General features: G+C 46.2%; 15 protein-coding genes. 4 read left to right on the top strand and 11 right to left on the bottom strand.

Going from position 1 to position 18,265, the window contains the following annotated elements; translation table 11 throughout:
* Positions 1-67: 67 nt before the first annotated feature.
* From AC5SLM_RS05980 to AC5SLM_RS05960, 5 genes are all read right to left on the bottom strand, one after another.
* Positions 68-367, bottom strand: coding sequence for a hypothetical protein (locus AC5SLM_RS05980; protein WP_495250024.1), 300 nt, complete (start codon positions 365-367; stop codon positions 68-70).
* A gap of 14 nt (positions 368-381) precedes the next feature.
* Complete coding sequence (gene feoB, locus AC5SLM_RS05975; RefSeq protein ID WP_495250023.1) at positions 382-2,832, bottom strand: ferrous iron transport protein B; 2,451 nt, start codon at positions 2,830-2,832, stop codon at positions 382-384.
* Positions 2,829-3,053, bottom strand: a complete 225-nt coding sequence (locus AC5SLM_RS05970; RefSeq protein WP_495250022.1) for a FeoA family protein — start codon at positions 3,051-3,053, stop codon at positions 2,829-2,831. Before AC5SLM_RS05970 ends, feoB begins: the two co-directional genes overlap by 4 nt.
* A gap of 208 nt (positions 3,054-3,261) precedes the next feature.
* Positions 3,262-4,698 carry a GGDEF domain-containing protein gene (locus AC5SLM_RS05965; RefSeq protein ID WP_495250021.1) on the bottom strand — a complete coding sequence of 479 codons (1,437 nt, stop codon included), beginning with the start codon at positions 4,696-4,698 and terminating at the stop codon, positions 3,262-3,264.
* A 30-nt stretch (positions 4,699-4,728) separates the two neighbouring features.
* Entirely contained in the window at positions 4,729-5,649 is a 921-nt protein-coding gene (locus AC5SLM_RS05960) for a ketopantoate reductase family protein (RefSeq protein ID WP_495250020.1), read from the bottom strand.
* An 88-nt stretch (positions 5,650-5,737) separates the two neighbouring features.
* Between AC5SLM_RS05960 and AC5SLM_RS05955 the strand changes: the two genes are divergently transcribed.
* From AC5SLM_RS05955 to AC5SLM_RS05945, 3 genes are read left to right on the top strand one after another with little or no spacing between them, the layout of a single operon-like run.
* Positions 5,738-6,529: an efflux RND transporter periplasmic adaptor subunit gene (locus AC5SLM_RS05955; protein ID WP_495250019.1), complete on the top strand. Its 792-nt coding sequence runs from the start codon at positions 5,738-5,740 to the stop codon at positions 6,527-6,529.
* A complete protein-coding gene (locus AC5SLM_RS05950) occupies positions 6,530-8,263 on the top strand; it encodes a molybdopterin-containing oxidoreductase family protein (RefSeq protein WP_495250018.1) in 1,734 nt (577 codons plus the stop codon). It begins immediately after the preceding gene.
* Positions 8,260-8,952 (top strand): hypothetical protein, encoded by a 693-nt coding sequence (locus AC5SLM_RS05945; RefSeq protein WP_495250017.1) that lies wholly within the window; start codon positions 8,260-8,262, stop codon positions 8,950-8,952. Before AC5SLM_RS05950 ends, AC5SLM_RS05945 begins: the two co-directional genes overlap by 4 nt.
* On the opposite strand, the gene AC5SLM_RS05940 is transcribed toward AC5SLM_RS05945, so the two are convergent.
* The 5 genes from AC5SLM_RS05940 to AC5SLM_RS05920 form a co-directional block, all read right to left on the bottom strand.
* Positions 8,918-10,282, bottom strand: a complete 1,365-nt coding sequence (locus AC5SLM_RS05940) for an SLC13 family permease (protein WP_495250016.1) — start codon at positions 10,280-10,282, stop codon at positions 8,918-8,920. The two genes, AC5SLM_RS05945 and AC5SLM_RS05940, sit on opposite strands and share 35 nt — an antisense overlap.
* 197 nt (positions 10,283-10,479) lie before the next feature.
* Positions 10,480-11,844: an SLC13 family permease gene (locus tag AC5SLM_RS05935; RefSeq protein WP_495250015.1), complete on the bottom strand. Its 1,365-nt coding sequence runs from the start codon at positions 11,842-11,844 to the stop codon at positions 10,480-10,482.
* A gap of 199 nt (positions 11,845-12,043) precedes the next feature.
* Complete coding sequence (locus AC5SLM_RS05930; RefSeq protein WP_495250014.1) at positions 12,044-12,382, bottom strand: P-II family nitrogen regulator; 339 nt, start codon at positions 12,380-12,382, stop codon at positions 12,044-12,046.
* 9 nt (positions 12,383-12,391) lie between these two features.
* On the bottom strand, positions 12,392-13,606 hold the full coding sequence (gene amt, locus AC5SLM_RS05925; RefSeq protein WP_495250013.1) for an ammonium transporter: 1,215 nt from the start codon (positions 13,604-13,606) through the stop codon (positions 12,392-12,394).
* Between the two features lie 298 nt (positions 13,607-13,904).
* The gene (locus tag AC5SLM_RS05920; protein ID WP_495250012.1) at positions 13,905-14,288 is read right to left on the bottom strand and encodes a hypothetical protein; all 384 of its coding nucleotides are present in this window, start codon (positions 14,286-14,288) and stop codon (positions 13,905-13,907) included.
* A gap of 171 nt (positions 14,289-14,459) precedes the next feature.
* On the opposite strand from AC5SLM_RS05920, the gene AC5SLM_RS05915 reads away from it, so the two are divergent.
* Positions 14,460-16,379, top strand: coding sequence for an EAL domain-containing protein (locus tag AC5SLM_RS05915; protein ID WP_495250011.1), 1,920 nt, complete (start codon positions 14,460-14,462; stop codon positions 16,377-16,379).
* On the opposite strand, the gene AC5SLM_RS05910 is transcribed toward AC5SLM_RS05915, so the two are convergent.
* Positions 16,376-18,259 (bottom strand): AMP-dependent synthetase/ligase, encoded by a 1,884-nt coding sequence (locus tag AC5SLM_RS05910; RefSeq protein WP_495250010.1) that lies wholly within the window; start codon positions 18,257-18,259, stop codon positions 16,376-16,378. The genes AC5SLM_RS05915 and AC5SLM_RS05910 overlap by 4 nt on opposite strands.
* Positions 18,260-18,265: the final 6 nt, after the last annotated feature.

The following is an 18,265-nucleotide window of genomic DNA, read 5'->3' as shown; positions in this document are numbered from 1 at the left end:
TAATAATCTTTCTCAATGAAAAACAATAGACCTCTTGTAAAATCAAACAACAAGAGCGCCAATGCCGTTACTGAATGATATCTTTGCCTTGAATGACGACTTGGTGGCCTTCGCCTGCATCAAAGATAGCTTGGTAATCGCCCGCGGGCTTTTTAAACGTAAACTCACTGTGTTGGTCCATCTTGCCACTTTCAAGGGTATTGCCCCCTTGTTTAACAAAAAAACCAACCCCGCTTGCACTGCTTCCATCGCTAAAGCCGCCTTCGCACGTAATAGTGCCATCCCCGTTGTCAAAACAACTCATAAGCGCCGAATGCGCAAACAGTGAACCTGCTGCAAGTAAACTTGCAAAAACAATTTTCTTCATTTTCTCTCCTTTAGTTAAGATTTATTAAAACGAAAACCACCACTCCAATTGATGCGTTTTTGCGGCAAACTTCCCATCAGAAGCGTTAGGGCAATAACTACACCATAAAAGAGCGCAAAGGCCTCTAGGCCACTCCAACCAAACCCTGTGCCAAGGGTAAAGATGAGTGATGAGGCCAAAAGTCCCAGTGTAATGGGGAAAAAGATGGCAAAAAGCATCCATTTGTAGCTTCCCGTTTGGAGTTTCACCACAATCATCGTGGCGATACAAGGGGGTGTTAAGAGCATGAAAATAATAATAGCTGCGGCATGCAAGGGGGTGTAGCCGCTGTTTTGTGCCATGGCTTCTTCCGCTCTTAAGTTATCTGCCGCGTTGCTTTCATAGATGCTGCCCAGTGTTGCTACCGCGGATTCACGGGCGGCAAAAGAGCTTAAAAAGGCCACGTTGATTTTCCAATCAAAACCCGCAAATTGTGTGATGGGCTCCAAAGATCGGCCGATGAAGCCAAGGAGTGAACTGGCAACCTTGTCGTTTTTCATCTCTTGCAAAATGCCCCGTCGGTCACGGGAGAGGTTGCGCAAATGGCGGTTGATGGTGCGTGCTTCTGCGTCACCTTCAGGAGGCTTGATAAAGGTCATGTAAAAGGGTGCCTTTGCTTCAAAGGCTTCATCAATACTTCCCGCTTGCGCAGGACTTGCGGACATGCGTCTGGCGCGGTAGTCATCATAGGTGTTTAACAGCCCCGAAACACTCTCACGCGTGCTTAACTCTTTGGCGTAAGAAGTTTTAGCGGTTTGAGCGTAAAAAGAGGTAAGCAAGGCTTCGCTTCGCGCGTCGTAGCTCGCTTTTTGTTCTTTGCTAAGGCCAGGAAGCTCTAGCATGACAAATAAGACAATGGCTACGGCAAGAACGATTGTTCCTACTTTTTTGATGTACATCCATACCCGTTCAAAGGCTCTAAAAATGACCCCTTTGATGGTGGGAAGATGGTAGGGGGGGAGCTCCATAACAAAGGGGGACGTTTCCCGTGTTTTTAAAACGGTTGTTGTTAAAAGTTTGGCAACAATGAGGGCAACAAAAAGGGTCACGGTAGAGATAAAAAACATCATCAGTGCCATTTGTGCTTCAAAAAATGCCCCTAAAAGTAGGGTGTAAAAAGGCACCTTTGCGAGGCAGTTCATGTACGGCACCGCCAAAATGGTCGCCATGCGCGCCCGCTCATCGGCAATGCCCTTGGTCGCCATGACACCAGGGACCGCGCACCCGCCTACAAAGGCACCGCCTAATACAAGAGGAAGGGTGGATTGGCCATGGAGGCCAAATTTTTTAAAAATGCGGTCTAAGATAAACGCCATGCGTGGCATGTAGCCCACGTCTTCTAAAATAGCGATGAGGGCAAAGAGGATGAGGAAAATAGGGATGTAGTTTAATAGTGCATTGGCGCTGTTGACCATCCAAATAGCAAAATCCGTGATTATGGGCACTTGTGTAAAGTCCGCTTCGGGGGAAATGCTGATGATGAAGTTTTTAAAAGCGGCTAAAAGGGGCCACGTGTAGTCGGTGAGTTTGTAGCCATAAACGATGGAGGATTGGTAAATCAAGAAGATGATTAAAAACAAGATGGGAAAAGAGAGCCAACGGTTGAGGATGATGCTATCCGCAATATCTGTGGCGGTTTTTTTGCCTTGTTGTTTTTCGACGACACTTTGATGGTAGATGACATCGGCCGAGTCATAGCGAATGGCGGCTAAAAAACTCTCCACATCTTTGTCGTATTGGCGGTGAAAATCTAAACATTTTTCACGAATGGCAAGGGTTGTCTTGGGAAGCTTTTCTAAAATAACACTGTCGCCCTCAAGGGCCTTGATGGCAAGCCAACGGCGAGAGGCTTGCAGGGCATCTGTTGGCAATAAGGCTTCGGTTTCTTGGATAAAGGGTTCAAGTTCTTCGTAGTTGATTTTAAATTCATTGTATGGGGTGGTTTGGGCTTGAATGATAGCGTCGATGATGGCTTCTTTTCCCTCGCCCTTGGAACCACTCGCGGGAATAACAGGACATGAGAGCATTCGCGCTATTTTTTGAACATCGATTTCCATTCCACGGCGTTCTGCTACGTCCATCATGTTGAGCACTACCACCACCGGTTTCCCGATTTCTAGGAGCTGAAAGGTAAGGTAGAGGTTGCGCTTGATGTTGGAAGCATCGACGATATTGACGATAATATCAGGGTTTTCGTTTAAGATAAACTCTTTAGCCACGCGCTCTTCAAGGGAGTAAGAGCTAAAAGAGTACGTGCCAGGAAGGTCGACGACTTCGATGGTTTGGCCCTGATGGGAAAAGGTGCCAGATTTCTTCTCAACCGTGACACCGGGGTAGTTGGCGATGTGTTGCTTGAGGCCACTGATAAGGTTAAAAATGGTCGATTTGCCACAATTTGGCTGACCTGCGAGGGCGACTTTAATCATACAAGTTCTACTTCTACTAGTTTTGCTTCACTTTTGCGCAAAGAGAGTAGGTAGTTATGGATTTTTAATTCCATGGGATCGTATAAGGGGGCTTCACGTACGACACTCACGTGTGCACCCAACACAAAGCCCATGTCTAAGAGTTTGTATTTGAGTGCGTTGTTGGCGTGAATCTTGACGATTCTACAAAGGGTTCCACTGGCAAGTTCATCTAAACACATGTTAACCTCTTTTCTTCAGTATCGCTTTTGATAATCATTCTCGAACTATAAGAAAAATGAGCTTAAAAGGAGATGAAAATAACTGAGATTACATAAAAATTTTGAGTGATTATAAATTTAAATTTTTGTTAAGGCGAAGAGGTTAAGTGGCGAAAAATAGCCTTACATGTAAACCCTGAAAGTGCGTCCAAGTAAAATATCTTGGACGCTATAGGGCGAAAACCGTTTGATTTTTCCCATTGTTTTTGGCGCGAAGCATCGCTTCATCGACGCGGTTAAAAAGAGAATTTAGGGTGTCGTCCTCGTGAAAGGCACTCACCCCAAGGCTGATGGTTAGGGTGCCTTTGATGAGGGTGTTGATGGGAGCGTGGGAGAGGAGGGCATGACGAAGTTTTTCACCCACTTGGAAGGCTTCTTCTTTGGTGGTGTTGGGGAGCAAGAGGGCAAATTCTTCTCCGCCCCAACGGGCAAGGATGTCCGAATCTCGAACGGTTGTTTTGGCGCAAAGTGCCACTTGCTCCAAGACAGTATCTCCTGCGAGGTGTCCTAGGGTGTCGTTGATGCGTTTAAAATCATCAATGTCAAACAAAATAGCACTCAAGGGTGCTTTAGTGCGGCGATGCAAGGTGGCGAGTGTGTGAAAGTGGTTGTCAAAGGTACGGCGGTTGTAAAGCCCTGTGAGGGGGTCTTTGGCCGCAAGGGATTCGAGCTGTTTTTGGTACGTGTTGATGGTAAAGACAATGATGGCAGCCACAATGCCTGTGACCAAGAGAGAAAGAAGCAAGTTGCCTAAAAAGTTTTTTTTGAGTTCACCTGTAAAGTCTGAGGTATTGGCTTCAACAAATAAAAAAAGATTGAGTTCGGGGATGTATTTTGAGTTGACAATAAAATGATTTTTGCCCGATTGGTATTCAAACTGTACGGATTCGTTTTTTAACGCTTCGCGGGAAAGGGAAGCTAACCCTTCGATGGCAACCAAGGAATCCGCGGCCTTGACCCCCTCTTCAATCAGTAAAATCTCTCCTGCTGCATTGGTAAAAAAGACGTTAAATTTGTAAGTTTCACGAAAATATTTGAGCATTTCATGGACATAAGAGACGTTAATGCCAATGCCAGTTGCCCCCATGAATGCACCTTCCTCGTCGAGGATTTTGTAGTTGATGAACATAATAAGGCCATGGCTGAGGTGTTCGTTGAAATCAAGGTTAATCTCATACTCTTCGGGCAATTTTTTAAAATCAAAATACCACGCGTTGGCAGGATTAGAAGGAGAAACCACATCGATAATGCCCGTGGGGTGGTAGTAGTTTCTTGTAAAATCAGAGACCAAAAAGGTGGTAAACATATTGTATTTTTCTTTAAAGGTGTCGAGGTATTCGTAGATTTTTTCGGGGTTTTGCTCGCCGCGTCTTAACCACTCTTTTACAAAGGTGTCGTGCGCCATCATGGAAGAGACCAGGGTAGGTTGAATGAAATGTTTTTGAATCTCGGTGTAAATATTGTCGATAGAAAGAGGAAGTGAGCGTTCTTTGAGCTCCATGTCACTGCTTTGAAGGGAGTGGTAGTAGTTTAACAAAGAGGAACCAAGGGAGACAGAGATCAGTAGCAAACAAATCGTGCTAACCACTTTGTATTTTAAATGCATTAAGAATTCCTTATGATAGTGGGCGCCATTTTAACCAAGGATTCCTTTGGTTTTTTGTAATAATCCCGTGTAAAGTGAAATAAGGGTGGGTGTGCTAAGGGCGCAATCGCGCGCTTTGGTGACAAGGTAGCCTGTGAGGGCCTCAAGTTCGCTAGGGTTGCCTGTGCGAATGTCTAGTTGCAAAGAGGTGGTGGCACCATAGGGAACCTTGGTTTGGGCTTGTTCGTATGCTTGGGCGATGTGGGTTTCATTGAGGGCAACACCTTGCGTATTGGCGATGGCAACCACCTCGGTTAAAAGCGCACGCACTTGTTCGCTTTGTTCTTTCATGAGCCAGCCAATGGGTTTGTCATAAAAAGCAGTAAGGGTGCCAAAAACACTGATAAAAAGGTATTTTTTCCAACACGCAAGACCAATATCTTCGCTAATTTTAAAGGGCATATCGGCATTGTTAAAAGCCATGGCAAGCTGGTATAAGTAAGGATGGGGTGTGTCTTCTTGGCCAGCTATGAGTAAAAATACGCCCCCGTATTTTTTAATGACGCCGGGTGCTTGCAGGTTGGAGAGGATATAAAGGCACGCCGAGGCGATGGGGTTATGGGGAAAAACCTGCGCCAAGGTCGTCGCGTGTCCTAGGCCATTGCACAGGGCAAACAAAAGGGTGTTTTCGTCCACACACGGCACCATGTGCCATGCAGCTTCTTTTAAATCATAGGATTTGGTGCAAAAAATGACCACATCAAAGGGAGCAAACTGCAGGGGAGTTTGGGTGAAATTGTCTCCTAGGACGCGAAATTCGTGTTCTTCGTCGTGTACTAAAAGCCCGTGGTTTTGGATTGCTTCTAAGTGCTTTCCCCGTGCAACGACGGTTACGTCCGCCTCCTTGGCATGGATGAGTTTTGCCCCAATATACCCGCCGATTCCTCCTGCTCCAACGATGGCTATTTTCATCTGTTTTCCTTATGTGTGCATAACGTGACATTAACATTGCTTGGCTATAATACCATGAAATTTTGAATGACCATCAAAGGAGAGTTGTGTGAGAGCCCTTAGCGTTCTAGTTTTTACCGCTTTACAGCTTTACGCTTCTGTGTATTATGCAAAAGTTGAACCCGTTGAAGTGTATACAATCAAAGCAAGTACAAGCGGGACTGTGAGTCACATTGCCCGAGACCAAGAAGGTATGGTGGCTTCAAATTTGGTGGTGGTGCAACTAGATGATGCCTTGGATAAGGTAGAGCTAGAACGTTCACGTCAAAAACTTGTGGCCCTTCGTGGGATGCAAGAAGCAACCCGTGAGAGTTTGCAAAACCTTGAAGCCATTGCCGCTGTCAAAGAAGACCAATACGCGCGCGTTAAAGATTTAAAAACCAAGGCGCAATCCGCCAAAGAAGCCGAGTACATTGCCTTGGTCACCGCTCAAAACCAAGCTATCTCTACCCGCTCCACCTTGCACAACCTTGAGAGTCAGATTGTGGAGTTGCGGTTTAAAATTGAAAGCTTGGAAGATACCATTGCCAAAAAACGTATCGTGGTTGACAATATGCTTGTGTATGCCTTACATGTAAACGCACGCGACTACGTGAGTGTGGGAACAACACTGGTGGAAACCCACGATGTGCGCCACGGGAAACTCACCTTGTTTCTCAATGCCAACGACGCCCAAACGGTTGGCGAAAAAACCATTTACCTTGACGATGTGGCGACACAGATAAAACTGGACAAGCTTTGGCCTGTAGCCGACGCACAAAACATTTCATCCTATAAAGCAGAAATCATCATCCCCTCTCCCACGCTATTTTCGCGCCTTGTGAAGGTGGAGTTTAAGTAGGTGAAACGCACCACCTGTCCACTGGATTGTTTTGATGGGTGCAGTGTCGAGTACGACGCGGGAAAACCCCTGCGCGCAGAAAAAAATCATCCTATCACGCAAGGGTACTTGTGTCCCCATCTAAACCGTTGGTTTGACCATCCACGCCTTGAAAAAGCGCGGGTGGAGGGCAAGGAAGTGCCTCTTGCGACTGCCCTTAAAACAACCATTGCTACGCTCAAACAAACCCCTCCTGATAAAATCCTTTTTTACAAAGGAAGTGGCAACCTAGGCCTCATGCAAGGGGTCACCAAACTCTTTTTTGCCAAGCACGGTGCCGTGATTGCTAAGGGAAGCTTGTGCGATGAGGGCGGTGCTTTTGGCATAGAACAAGGGCGCGGCCTTAACCTAACACTCTCTCCCTTACATGTAAAAGAAGCCGAAGTGGTGGTGCTGTGGGGAAGAAACCCTACCGTAACCAACACGCACATGCTCCCTTCCCTTAAGGGCAAAACGGTGATTGTCATCGACCCTGCTGCTATTATGCCCAATGCGCAGTTGCATCTGGCTATTCGTCCTCGCGGGGATGTGTATCTGGCCTTGCTTTTAGCGCGCATTGCTTACATGGAACAGCTTGAAGATACGGCGTTTATCGAGGCGCGCACGGAAGGGTTTGGGGAGTTTAAAGAGTTGTTTTTATGGACGCCTATTCGGACTCTAGCACAACACTGCGGCCTTTCCTTGGAAGATGTTGCCCACATGTTAAACCTCATGAAAGGCAAGAAAGTTGCCTTTTTGGTGGGCACAGGAGTGCAACGCTATGCCCATGCTCATGTGGTACTACGCGCCATCGACTCGTTTGCGGCCATGATGGGGTGGCTAGGAACGCGAGGAAGCGGGGTAGGGTACTTAAGCGATAGCGGTGCAGGGTTTACTTCTCCTTTTAAAGTCACTTCCAAGGAAGCTTCCTTGGTGAATGTGGATTTTTCTGCTTATGATGTGGTGGTAGTGCAAGGAGGAAACCCTGCCTCACAGATGCCCGCATCTGCTCTAGTACGGGAGCGTTTGGGGCGTACCCCTTGCGTGATTTACCTTGGGCTTCATGAAAATGCCACCTCAGACCTTGCTCACATTGTCTTGCCAGCGAAAAGCTTTTTGGAAAAAGATGACCTCAAAGCAAGCTACGGGCACCATTTTTTAGGCCGTATGCCAAAAATAGTGGAAAATGAAAACGCCCTGAGCGAGTACGCCTTTTGCGCCGCGTTGATGGAAGCCTTTGGGTACGAGGCGCTCAAGTCCGAAGATGCTTACCTTGAAGATTTTTTAGCTTCAGGCGGCGTGGAGAAAGAGGGACGATGGCAAAACCGCCTTTATGAGACGTGGCCTTACGAAGAGACCTTTTACACCCCAAGTGGAAAATTTTTCTTTTTAGAAGAGTTTGATGATGCTTTGGAGGGGGAGGGGATGTGGTTGATTTTTGCCAAGTGGCCCCGTGCGCTCAACTCCCAATTTTCGCCCCACCATGCTTTACATGTACCGCCAGCATTGGGCTTGAGTGAGGGGGAAGAGGTTCGTCTTTCAAGCCGCTATGGCACCTGTGTGTATACGGTAAAAAACGATGCTAGGTTGCGTGAAGATACTTTTTTGCTTTACTCAGGAGCCGCCAATGCCAATGCGATTACTCCTTCTTTTGAGAGCGAAGAGGGTCGCAGTGCTGCGTATCAAGAGATGCATGTGCGTTGGGAGCGCGTGTGAGGGCGGCACAACTTTTAGAAGATGCCTTGTTGCTTGTGGAGCAAAATTTCTATTTTTTGCATGCGGGGCAATTTTTTGGCAAGCTTGCCAAGACCGCTCAGTTTGATGAGACGCTTTTTGAAGTTTCTTTGGTGTGCGACAACATTCACACGTACCATTTTCATCCAAAATTTACCAAAGCGGTATTAGAGGATGCCAAAGAAAACAGTGGCGAAGTGAGCTTGTTTGATTATTTTGTGGCATTTAATGCTTTTCGTGGCATTTGCATGGCAATGGTTGAAGCGTTGCGGTTTGATTCGTCTTTTTCTGATTTTTTACACGCCCGTTTGGGCCCGCGGTACGAAGATTTTTTCGACCTTCTCTCCTTTGTACGCAACGTGCTTTCCCATAACATCCACGCCGAAATCGCTTTGAATGCCAAAGATTACGAAGGCACCCTTAAGCGCATCCGCCGCATGGGACGCAATCCTGATGTGTGCTTTACCTTTGTGTATGCGTACGATTTACCTGAAATCTCCCCGCCTTATGAGGGGTATGGCTTTACATGTAGCGTCAATTTTGAAGCCCTTGAAGAGGGGATGGAATTTTTAGAAATCATCCCCTTGTGGGAGCTTTTTATGGTGAGTGAGTTGTGCTTTAACCTCACTCAGGCGTTTAGAGGAAATACTGCCAGTAACTTAGCGCAATAAAGGTCGTCAAGCCGATGGCCAAAAGGTTTAGAACAAGGCCAAAGCGCATCATCGTAAAGGTGTTGACCACGCCCGTACTCATCGCAACGGCATTAGGCGGGGTGGCGATGGGGAGCATGAAGGCGTAGCTTGCGCAAATGGTAGCTACCATCATCAACAGTTCAATCTGAATATTGGCCATTTTTCCAAGGGCAAAAATGATAGGCAAGGCGATGGAAATGAGCGCGGTATTGCTTGTGATTTCGGTAGTAAAGGTAATGAGCGCGGCGACGCACAAGATGAGCATGAAGGGCGAAAAGTCGGAAATCGCCATCAAGTAGCTTGCGATGGCTGTGGCAAGTCCCGTGTCAGAAAATGCCCGCGCAATGGAAAAGCCCGCGCCAAATAAAAACATAATCTCATAAGGCACTTTTTTACTGTCTTCCCACTTCAAAAAGCCAATCTTAGGGAAAAACATCACAAGACCAAAGCCCAGTAAAATGACGCTCTCATTAATCCCAAGGCCATTGTAGTAAGGCTTAATGGGCGAGTTGACAAATAACAAAGCAATCAAACCTCCCAAAATCCACAATAAACGCTTTTGGTCTTTGCTGATGGTTTTGCTGTTGTCGATTTCCCGCACGTTTTGGGTAAATTTCAAGCCAAAGGTAAGCACGAAACATGAAGCGACGAGCATCATGGAAGCCAAGGGAAGGGTAAGCATAATCCACTTAACAAAGGGGATGAGCTCCATCCCTTCTTTTTGCATGAAGCCTAGCAAAATCATATTAGGCGGGGTTCCAATAGGCGTGATGATGCCCCCAATGCTTGCGCCATAAGCGATGGCGAGGATGAAGCGGATTTTGAGTTGCATCTCGGAGGTTAAAAAAGAGGCAATAGGGATGAGCAACAATGCAGCAGTGGTGTTGGAGAGAAAGGAGCTTAAAATCGCCGCTGTGGTGGCGAGGGAAAAGATGATGCCCCGTGGGGTTGAGGGGAAGACATTGAGAATTTTAGAGGAGATAAACTCGTGCAAATGAATCTTTTCTGTCGCTACGGCCAAAATAAATCCGCCCAAAAAGAGGTAGATGATAGGATTGGAGTAATTGGGGGCGGTCATGGTGATGCTGATGATACCAAGAGAAGGAAAAAGCACGATAGGCAAAAGAGAGACAACCCCTACAGGAAGGCCTTCGTTGGTCCACATGGTGACTAAAAAAGCGATGAGCCCGATGAGTCTTGCTTGGTTTTCATTAAACACCAAAAGGCCGATTCCGTAGCCAATAAGGCCAATCACTAAGCCCATGGCGATGAGCTTGAGTTGCATTTCTTGGGTTTTTTCTTGTGGCATGTGTGCTCCCGTATTGGTAAAATAAAGTGAACTACTCTACTATCGGTAGGGATTTTAACACGGGCATGGGAGATTATTGGGATGTTTCAACGCTTTACATGTAAGGCATTGAAAAAAGAGGGCAAGGTGTGTAAAATAGTTACACACCCTCTTTTTTAGGAATTTTTGGGTTACAAAGAGGGTGCTTTTTGACTCGCTTAAAGAAAATACTGCCAGTAGCTTAGGGCGATGAAAGTGACAAGGCTGATGCCTAAAAGATTAAGCACAAAACCTATGCGTATCATCGTAAAGGTGTTGACGACCCCCGTGCTCATAGCGATAGCATTGGGTGGCGTGGCGATGGGAAGCATGAAGGCGTAGCTTGCGCAAATGGTGGCCACCATCATTAACAGTTCAATCTGAATATCTGCCACTTGCCCAAGGGCAAAGATGATGGGCAAGGCGATGGAAATGAGCGCAGTGTTGCTCGTGATTTCGGTGGTAAAGGTCATAAGCGCGGCCACACACAAAATCAACAGCAAGGGCGGGAAACTAGAAATCGCCATCAAATACCCCGCGATAGCCGAGGCAAGCCCTGTTTCAGAAAATGCCCGCGCAATGGAAAAGCCCGCGCCAAATAAAAACATAATCTCATAAGGCACTTTTTTACTGTCCTCCCACTTCAAAAAGCCAATCTTGGGGAAAAACATCACAAGACCAAAGCCCAGTAGAATCACGCTCTCATTAATCCCAAGGCCGTTGTAATAGGGCTTGACGGGCGAGTTAACAAGCAATAGCGCCACCAAGCCTCCCAAAATCCACAACAAACGTTTCTGGTCTTTGCTGATGGTTTTGCTGTTGTCAATCTCCCGTATGTTTTGGCTAAATTTTAGCCCAAAGGTGAGGACAAAGCACGACATAACAAGCATCATGGAGGCCAACGGGGCCACTAGCATGATCCATTTGACAAAAGGAATCATCTCCATCCCTTCTTTTTGCATGAAGCCTAGCAAAATCATATTAGGCGGGGTTCCAATAGGCGTGATGATGCCCCCAATGCTTGCGCCATAAGCGATGGCGAGGATGAAGCGGATTTTGAGTTGCATCTCGGAGGTTAAAAAAGAGGCAATAGGGATGAGCAACAATGCAGCAGTGGTGTTGGAGAGAAAGGAGCTTAAAATCGCCGCTGTGGTGGCGAGGGAAAAGATGATGCCCCGTGGGGTTGAGGGGAAGACATTGAGAATTTTAGAGGAGATAAACTCGTGCAAATGAATCTTTTCTGTCGCTACGGCCAAAATAAATCCGCCCAAAAAGAGGTAGATGATAGGATTGGAGTAATTGGGGGCGGTCATGGTGATGCTGATGATACCAAGAGAAGGAAAAAGCACGATAGGCAAAAGAGAGACAACCCCTACAGGAAGGCCTTCGTTGGTCCACATGGTGACTAAAAAAGCGATGAGCCCGATGAGTCTTGCTTGGTTTTCATTAAACACCAAAAGGCCGATTCCGTAGCCAACAAGGCCAATCAAAAGGCCAATCATAATGAGTTTTATCTGCATTTCCTGGGTTTTTTCCTGCGGCATGTATTCTCCCCTGTAGTTTAAGATAAAAGAAGTCTTGTTTTGATTGTAACGAAGGGGTGGGAGATTATTGAGATGTTTTTGGTTCTTACATGTAAAGGAAAAAAAAGAAAGAAAAGATGTGTAGAATCGTTACATAAAAAAAGGGTTTTTGCGCAAAACACGCGCAAAAACCCTCCTTGACTTCTTGTGAAAGAAGAGGCTAAACCGCTTCTTCGTCCGTTTCACCTGTTCGGATTCGGACTATCTTTTCAATGTCGCTTACAAAGATTTTTCCATCGCCAATCTTGCCTGTTTTGGCCGCGGAAATGATAGCGTGAAGGACTTTGTCCAACATCTCATCTTTCACTACAAGTTCGATTTTAACCTTGGGCAAGAAATCTACCACATACTCAGCACCTCGGTAAAGTTCCGAGTGGCCTTGTTGGCGACCGTACCCTTTGACCTCGCTGACAGTCATTCCCGTAAGTTCGAGTTCTGTCAGTGCCTCTTTCACGTCTTCGAGTTTAAAAGGCTTGATGATTGCTTCAACTTTTTTCATACTCTCTCCTTATCGGTTAATCTTGCTAAATTCTGGGTACGCTTCCAAGCCACACTCGTGAACATCAAGTCCTTCGTATTCTACCTCTTCGCTCACACGAATGCCCACGGTGATTTTAAGGATATACCATACAATAAAGGAAACGACAAAGACAAATAAGCCAATCACAACAATCCCTTTGACTTGTGCAATGATGGAAACATCAGGGTTAAAGATACCCACAGCTAGGGTTCCCCAGATACCACACACCAAGTGAACACTGAGCGCTCCAACGGGATCATCAATGCGCAGTTTGTCAAAGAAAGGCACCGCAAGGATAACCAAGATACCACCCACAAGGCCGTCGATAAAGGCAACATTCATCCCTAAATCTGGACCCGCTGTTACAGCAACCAAACCACCAAGTGCGCCATTAAGCACCATGGTTAAGTCCACACGCTTGTAAATGATTTGCGTTAAAATCATTGCGGTAATGGCGCCAGTGGCTGCTGCCATGTTGGTGCTCGCAATGACCGAAGCGATACCATCAATGTCTTCTTTGCTACCAAGGGCAAGCTGTGAGCCGCCGTTAAACCCAAACCATCCCAACCAAAGGATAAACGTACCCAAGGTTGCAAGGGGAAGGTTAGAGCCAGGAATTGCTTTGATACTGCCGTCTTTGCCGTACTTGCCTTTGCGCGCTCCTAAGAGTAAGACACCCGCTAATGCAGCCCAACCGCCAACACTGTGAACGATGGTAGAACCCGCAAAGTCAGAGAAGCCTTCAATCAAACCACCAAGTTCAGATCCGCCCCATGTCCAGTGGCCTTGAAGGGGATAAATAAAGGAGGTGAGCACAAAAACAAAGATAGTAAATGGCCACAATTTCATGCGCTCAGCAACGGCACCTGAAACCACAGAAGCGGCTGTTGCGACAAAAACCATTTGGAAAAAGAAGTCTGCCATGGTGGGATAGTCGCCGCCACTTTCAACTACAACAGGGCCAATGCTTCCAAAAAGCGCATTGCCATCACCGTACATCAAGTTGTACCCAATAAAGTAGTACGTGATACCTGCTAATGCATAAAGCGTGATATTTTTGGTCAAAATGGTGGCGGTATTTTTGGACCGTGTAAGTCCCGCCTCCAGCATCGCAAAGCCTGCAGCCATCCACATGACCAAGGCACCCATGATGACGAACAAGAAGCCATCAAGAACATATTTTACATCAGCAAAGTTTTCCATTTGCTCTCCTTTTTGAAATGTTGGAAGCAGTATAACAGGTAAATTGATTTTAAATAAACACTTGAATGATTAAAATATAGGCAATTCATTTAAAAATGCCCTGAAGGAGGGCTTGAAAAAATGCAAAAATGCAAAAATGAAGACAGGGCGAGGCTTTTGATAGGGGCGCGGGGTTTTTTTCTCTTGGCGTGTGGGGAAGAAAAACGGCTTTGTGGCGCAAGAAGGGAGGAGGGTTTTTTAAAAAAAGAGCCGAAATGTTAAAAAAAGAGGAATCGAAAGGCTAAAAAATGATTAAAAATTAATCATTCTTAACGGGCAGGTTGGGGGATGTTAAAACGTAGGCGAGCATGAAATAAACGCCTATAAAAAACATTATCGCCCCAATGGTTGCGGAGATAATCCCTGTAAGGAAGTACATCCCTCCCATTAAAAGCCCATAAATCACCAAGTAGACCCCCGCTTTTAAACTCGGTTTGGGGAGAGCGTAGAGAAGAAAAAGAGGCATAAAAAAATGCAAAACAACGATGCAGGTAATTTTGACGAAGCACTCAAGGATGGAGGTGGCCAATGTTTCATAGGTGTACGTGATGAGCAAGGGAATAAGGTAGATAGAGACAAAGAAGCCTCCGATAACAACAAGTGTTAATACAATGCGTGTGAGTTCGAATAATAAATGAGACAACACAGCAACCCTTCATGGTTTTTTGAATTATATCAAAAATAATTTACTTTTAGTAAACAAGGTAAAAAATAATTATTTTTTACCTTGGCTTAATTCTTTCGTGTTAAGGTATTTTTGGTCGATTCTTAAGTATTAACACACTAGAATTACATCCCTAATCTAGGAGCTTGATTGAAGACATATCATAAGGTTTTGCTTACACTCTTCGTTGTCCTTGTGGGGCTTCTGTTTATTAAAGCGTATAAGGATTATGCACAAATCAAAAGCGTGTACCAAACGGTTGCCCTTGAAGAATCCAGAACACTGGTAAATGCGGTGATGGCCTTTGAGGAAGCGTACCAGCGTGCTTTTTTAGAGCATAAAGTTGTGATTGACCCCGCTTTAACCCCCTTTTCTTCTCGCAATATTACAGAACACCTTACGCAAAAATTTGATGGGGCCATCAAAGAAGTGCGGGTGCAGCATATAAAAAAAGATTCCTCCGAGGTGTTTATGCGCGATGCCCATGCTTTGAACTATTTTCTGGCACACCCTGACGCAAAAGAGTATTTTAAAGCCGAAAAAAATGGAACTTATTATTATGCGGCACCTTTTTATGCCCATGCGCTGTGCGTTCTTTTTTGTGAGGATGGGCACCAAGAGGGGGATTTGGTAGGGGTGATTGGCGTGGAGGGGAAAAATAGCGCCTTGCTAAACTCCTTGCGCCGCGAGTACATGTATGCGATGGCGGTGTACGCTGTCGTGGGCATGATGGTGTACGTGCTGTTGGGGTATTTTGTGCGAAAAGCGTATGTGCGCGACGAGCATTACCGTGTCACGTTGGAGAAGGAACTTAAGGAACATTTGGAGATGCTTAGCCAAAAAAGTGAAGAGATGCACTACCAAATTTTCCACGACGCCCTCACTAACCTCCCCAACCGCAACCAACTCACCCAAGACCTTGCTGCTAAAAAAGGCAACGCCCTAGCCCTTGTCAACATCGATGATTTTAAACAAACCAATGATTTTTACGGCCAGGAAATTGGCGATGAGGTGTTGGTTTCTTTGGGGCAGTTGGTCTTGAGTTTTGCCAAGGAGCACCGCGCCCATGCGTACAAACTGCATGCGGATGAGTATGCGATTGTGCTTTCGTGCACCGTTCCTCGGGTGTTGGAGAAGAAGATTCACGCCTTACAAGAAGAACTGCGCCAATTTGTGTTGATTACCGATGAAGACCATGACATTGACATCATGGCGACCGTTGGTGCAGCCATTGGCGAGGAAACCTTGTTAGCCCATGCGGACATGGCGCTAAAAAGGGCAAAAAAAGAGCGCATTTCCTACTTGCTGTATGAGCCATCGATGGAAATCAAAGAAGAGTATGAAAAAAACATCGAGTCTTCCCGTAAACTTAAGCGCGCCATCCATGATGACCGCATTGTTCCGTATTACCAAGCGATTGTTTCTCTTGAAGATAAAAACGCCAAGCGCTACGAAGTGCTGATGCGCCTCATGGATGAAGAGGGGGGCGAAGTGTTGCCGGGCTCTTTTTTAAATGTGGCGAAAAAAAGCAAGCTGTACCCTCAGTTGACGCGGATTGTTATTAGTAAAAGTTTTGAAGCGATGCGCACCCGCGACGCTTTTTTCTCGGTAAATGTTTCCATCATGGATATTTTAAACCCCAAAACCGTGGCGTTTATTGTCGACAAAATTGACCAATTTCCCCAGCCAAAGCGCATCACCTTTGAGATTTTAGAAAGCGAAGGGATTGAGAATTACAAAGAAGTGTTAGAGTTTGTGCGCCAAGTCAAGGCCAAAGGCTGTAGCATCGCCATCGATGATTTTGGTTCGGGGTATTCGAGTTTTGAGCATATTTTAAACTTACATGTAGACGTGCTAAAGATTGATGCCTCACTCATTCGCTTCATCGATACCAACAAAAACGCGCGCATTACCGTGGAAACCATCCTCTCCTTTGCGAAAGCCTTGGGCATTAAAACGTGCGCGGAATTTGTCCATTCTAAAGAGGTTTACGATATTTTGGAGGAGATGGGAGTGGATTATGTCCAAGGCTATTACCTTGCTAAACCGCTCCCTTTGGAAAAGCTTTAGTGCAAGAGTTTGTCGATTAGCTCTTTGTATTTTTTCTCAATCACGTGCCGCTTTTTCTTAAAGGTGTTGGTCAGTTCAACACCGGGTTTAAATTCTTCGCTTAAAAAATGAATGTTTTGCAGTTTTTCAAAGGGTTTGAACCCTTTTTGCGGGTGCAAGAGTTCGTTCATCTTGGATTTGATTTTTTGGGTGAGGGTTTTATTCTCAAGCAGTTGTTCAACGCTGTGCACCACTTCGCCGTATTGTTCTAACACGTAGTCTTTGAGCTTTTCAAAATCAGGCACGATGAGTAAGCCTAGCCCCTTTTTGTCGTGTCCTACGAGGATGGCATCGGTGATGAAAGGGAGCATGGAAAGGGTGGATTCAATGCGGCTAGGATCGACGTTTTCGCCGTTGGCTAGGACGATGATTTCTTTAGAGCGCCCCGTGATGAGCAATTCGTGCCCGAGGGTAAATTTGCCCAAATCCCCTGTTTTTAAAAATCCATCTCCTGAGAATGTTTTGGCATTTTCTTCGTGGGCTTTATAATACCCTGGCGTGACTTGGGGGCCTTTGACCCAGATTTCTCCCACTTCGCCGATGGGCACGTCGCCGCCTGCTTTGTTGACAATGCGCAGTGTCGTGCCAGGTACAGCGTAGCCAAGGGTGCCAAACACGTCGCACAATACCCCGCGTCCTGCGATGGCAGGGGCGCATTCGGTCATGCCATAGGCGTTGACGATGCGAATCCCAAGGGCGTCAATCCACTCGTCCAAATACTCAGGCAAACTCCCTCCGCCGCTAATGGCAAGGCGCAAGCGTCCGCCAAATTTTTCTTGTACCAACGTGAGCTTCTTTTTGGCAAAGGTGTTGAGCGGAGAGAGGAAAAAACAGGCTAGGGTGCCCTTACATGTAAGGAGAAATTTCTCAAATTTTGACGCAGGGTAAAAACGGGGGAGTTGGTTTTTGCGCAACCGGTCGTAGTAGTTGTACGCTGTGCTAATGCGTACGAGTTTGTTGAAAATCTTGGCTTTTTTCGGGTCTTTTTTCTCCAAGCCTTGGTTGATTTTGCTGTACATGGATTCCCAAAGGCGCGGTACGGTGGCCACAAGAGTGGGGCGGTAGTGTTCTAGGTCGCTAGCAAAGGTTTTGATGGTGGAGTAGATTGTCGTACAGCCATAGGCGATGGAGAGGTATTCTGCGGAGCGTTCAAAAATGTGCCACGAGGGCAAGATGGAAAGCCATGTTTCCCCTTTCATCAAACCAATCATAATGGGCATGTGCTCCACATTGTGCATGATGTTGCCGTGGGTGAGGATGACGCCTTTGGGCGTGCCTGTGGTGCCTGAGGTGTAAATGAGGGTGAAAATATCCAAAGGGGAAAGGTGCTCTTTTTGGTCGATAAACGCCTCTACCTCGCTCTTGCTAATAGTGCGGTCTTTGAGCAGGTCATTGTACGAATAAAGAGAATCAAACAAGGTGTGAACCCGCGCACCTTCGACGATAAAAATAGCCTTTTGGTTGGCGAGCACGTCTTTGTAGCGCTCATAGAGTTCTTCGGTTTCTACAATCAAAAACTCCGCTTCGGAGTGTTTGAGGATAAAGTCAAGCTCAAGGGTTGGCGTGTCAGACCCTCTAGGGATGCTAATAGCCCCTAGGGATAACAATGCCAAGTCGGTGACAATCCACTCGTAGCGGTTGTCACACACAAACATGACCTTGGTGCCTTTGGTGATTTTTTTAGCCCTTAGGGCGCGTGCAAGCAATAAGGCGTCATCAAAAAGTTTTTCGTAGGTTACGGTGTATTCACTCTCGCCAATGCGGTAAATAAAAGCCGTTTGTGTTTTGTAAGCCTGATAGCTTTGGATGAACATATGAAAAAGCGTAGGACCAAAGGGCACAAGATT

This window comes from Sulfurospirillum sp. HTRB-L1 (genome assembly GCF_059415125.1).
This window is presented reverse-complemented; position numbering and strand designations above follow the sequence as displayed.

Coding starts and splice junctions, on each gene's coding strand:
- AC5SLM_RS05970 (WP_495250022.1), bottom strand. CDS start 3,053: ATGTGTTTAGATGAACTTGCCAGTGGAACCCTTTGTAGAATCGTCAAG.
- amt (WP_495250013.1), bottom strand. CDS start 13,606: ATGGAAAACTTTGCTGATGTAAAATATGTTCTTGATGGCTTCTTGTTC.
- AC5SLM_RS05935 (WP_495250015.1), bottom strand. CDS start 11,844: ATGCCGCAGGAAAAAACCCAGGAAATGCAGATAAAACTCATTATGATT.
- AC5SLM_RS05980 (WP_495250024.1), bottom strand. CDS start 367: ATGAAGAAAATTGTTTTTGCAAGTTTACTTGCAGCAGGTTCACTGTTT.
- AC5SLM_RS05960 (WP_495250020.1), bottom strand. CDS start 5,649: ATGAAAATAGCCATCGTTGGAGCAGGAGGAATCGGCGGGTATATTGGG.
- feoB (WP_495250023.1), bottom strand. CDS start 2,832: ATGATTAAAGTCGCCCTCGCAGGTCAGCCAAATTGTGGCAAATCGACC.
- AC5SLM_RS05965 (WP_495250021.1), bottom strand. CDS start 4,698: ATGCATTTAAAATACAAAGTGGTTAGCACGATTTGTTTGCTACTGATC.
- AC5SLM_RS05940 (WP_495250016.1), bottom strand. CDS start 10,282: ATGCCACAAGAAAAAACCCAAGAAATGCAACTCAAGCTCATCGCCATG.
- AC5SLM_RS05930 (WP_495250014.1), bottom strand. CDS start 12,382: ATGAAAAAAGTTGAAGCAATCATCAAGCCTTTTAAACTCGAAGACGTG.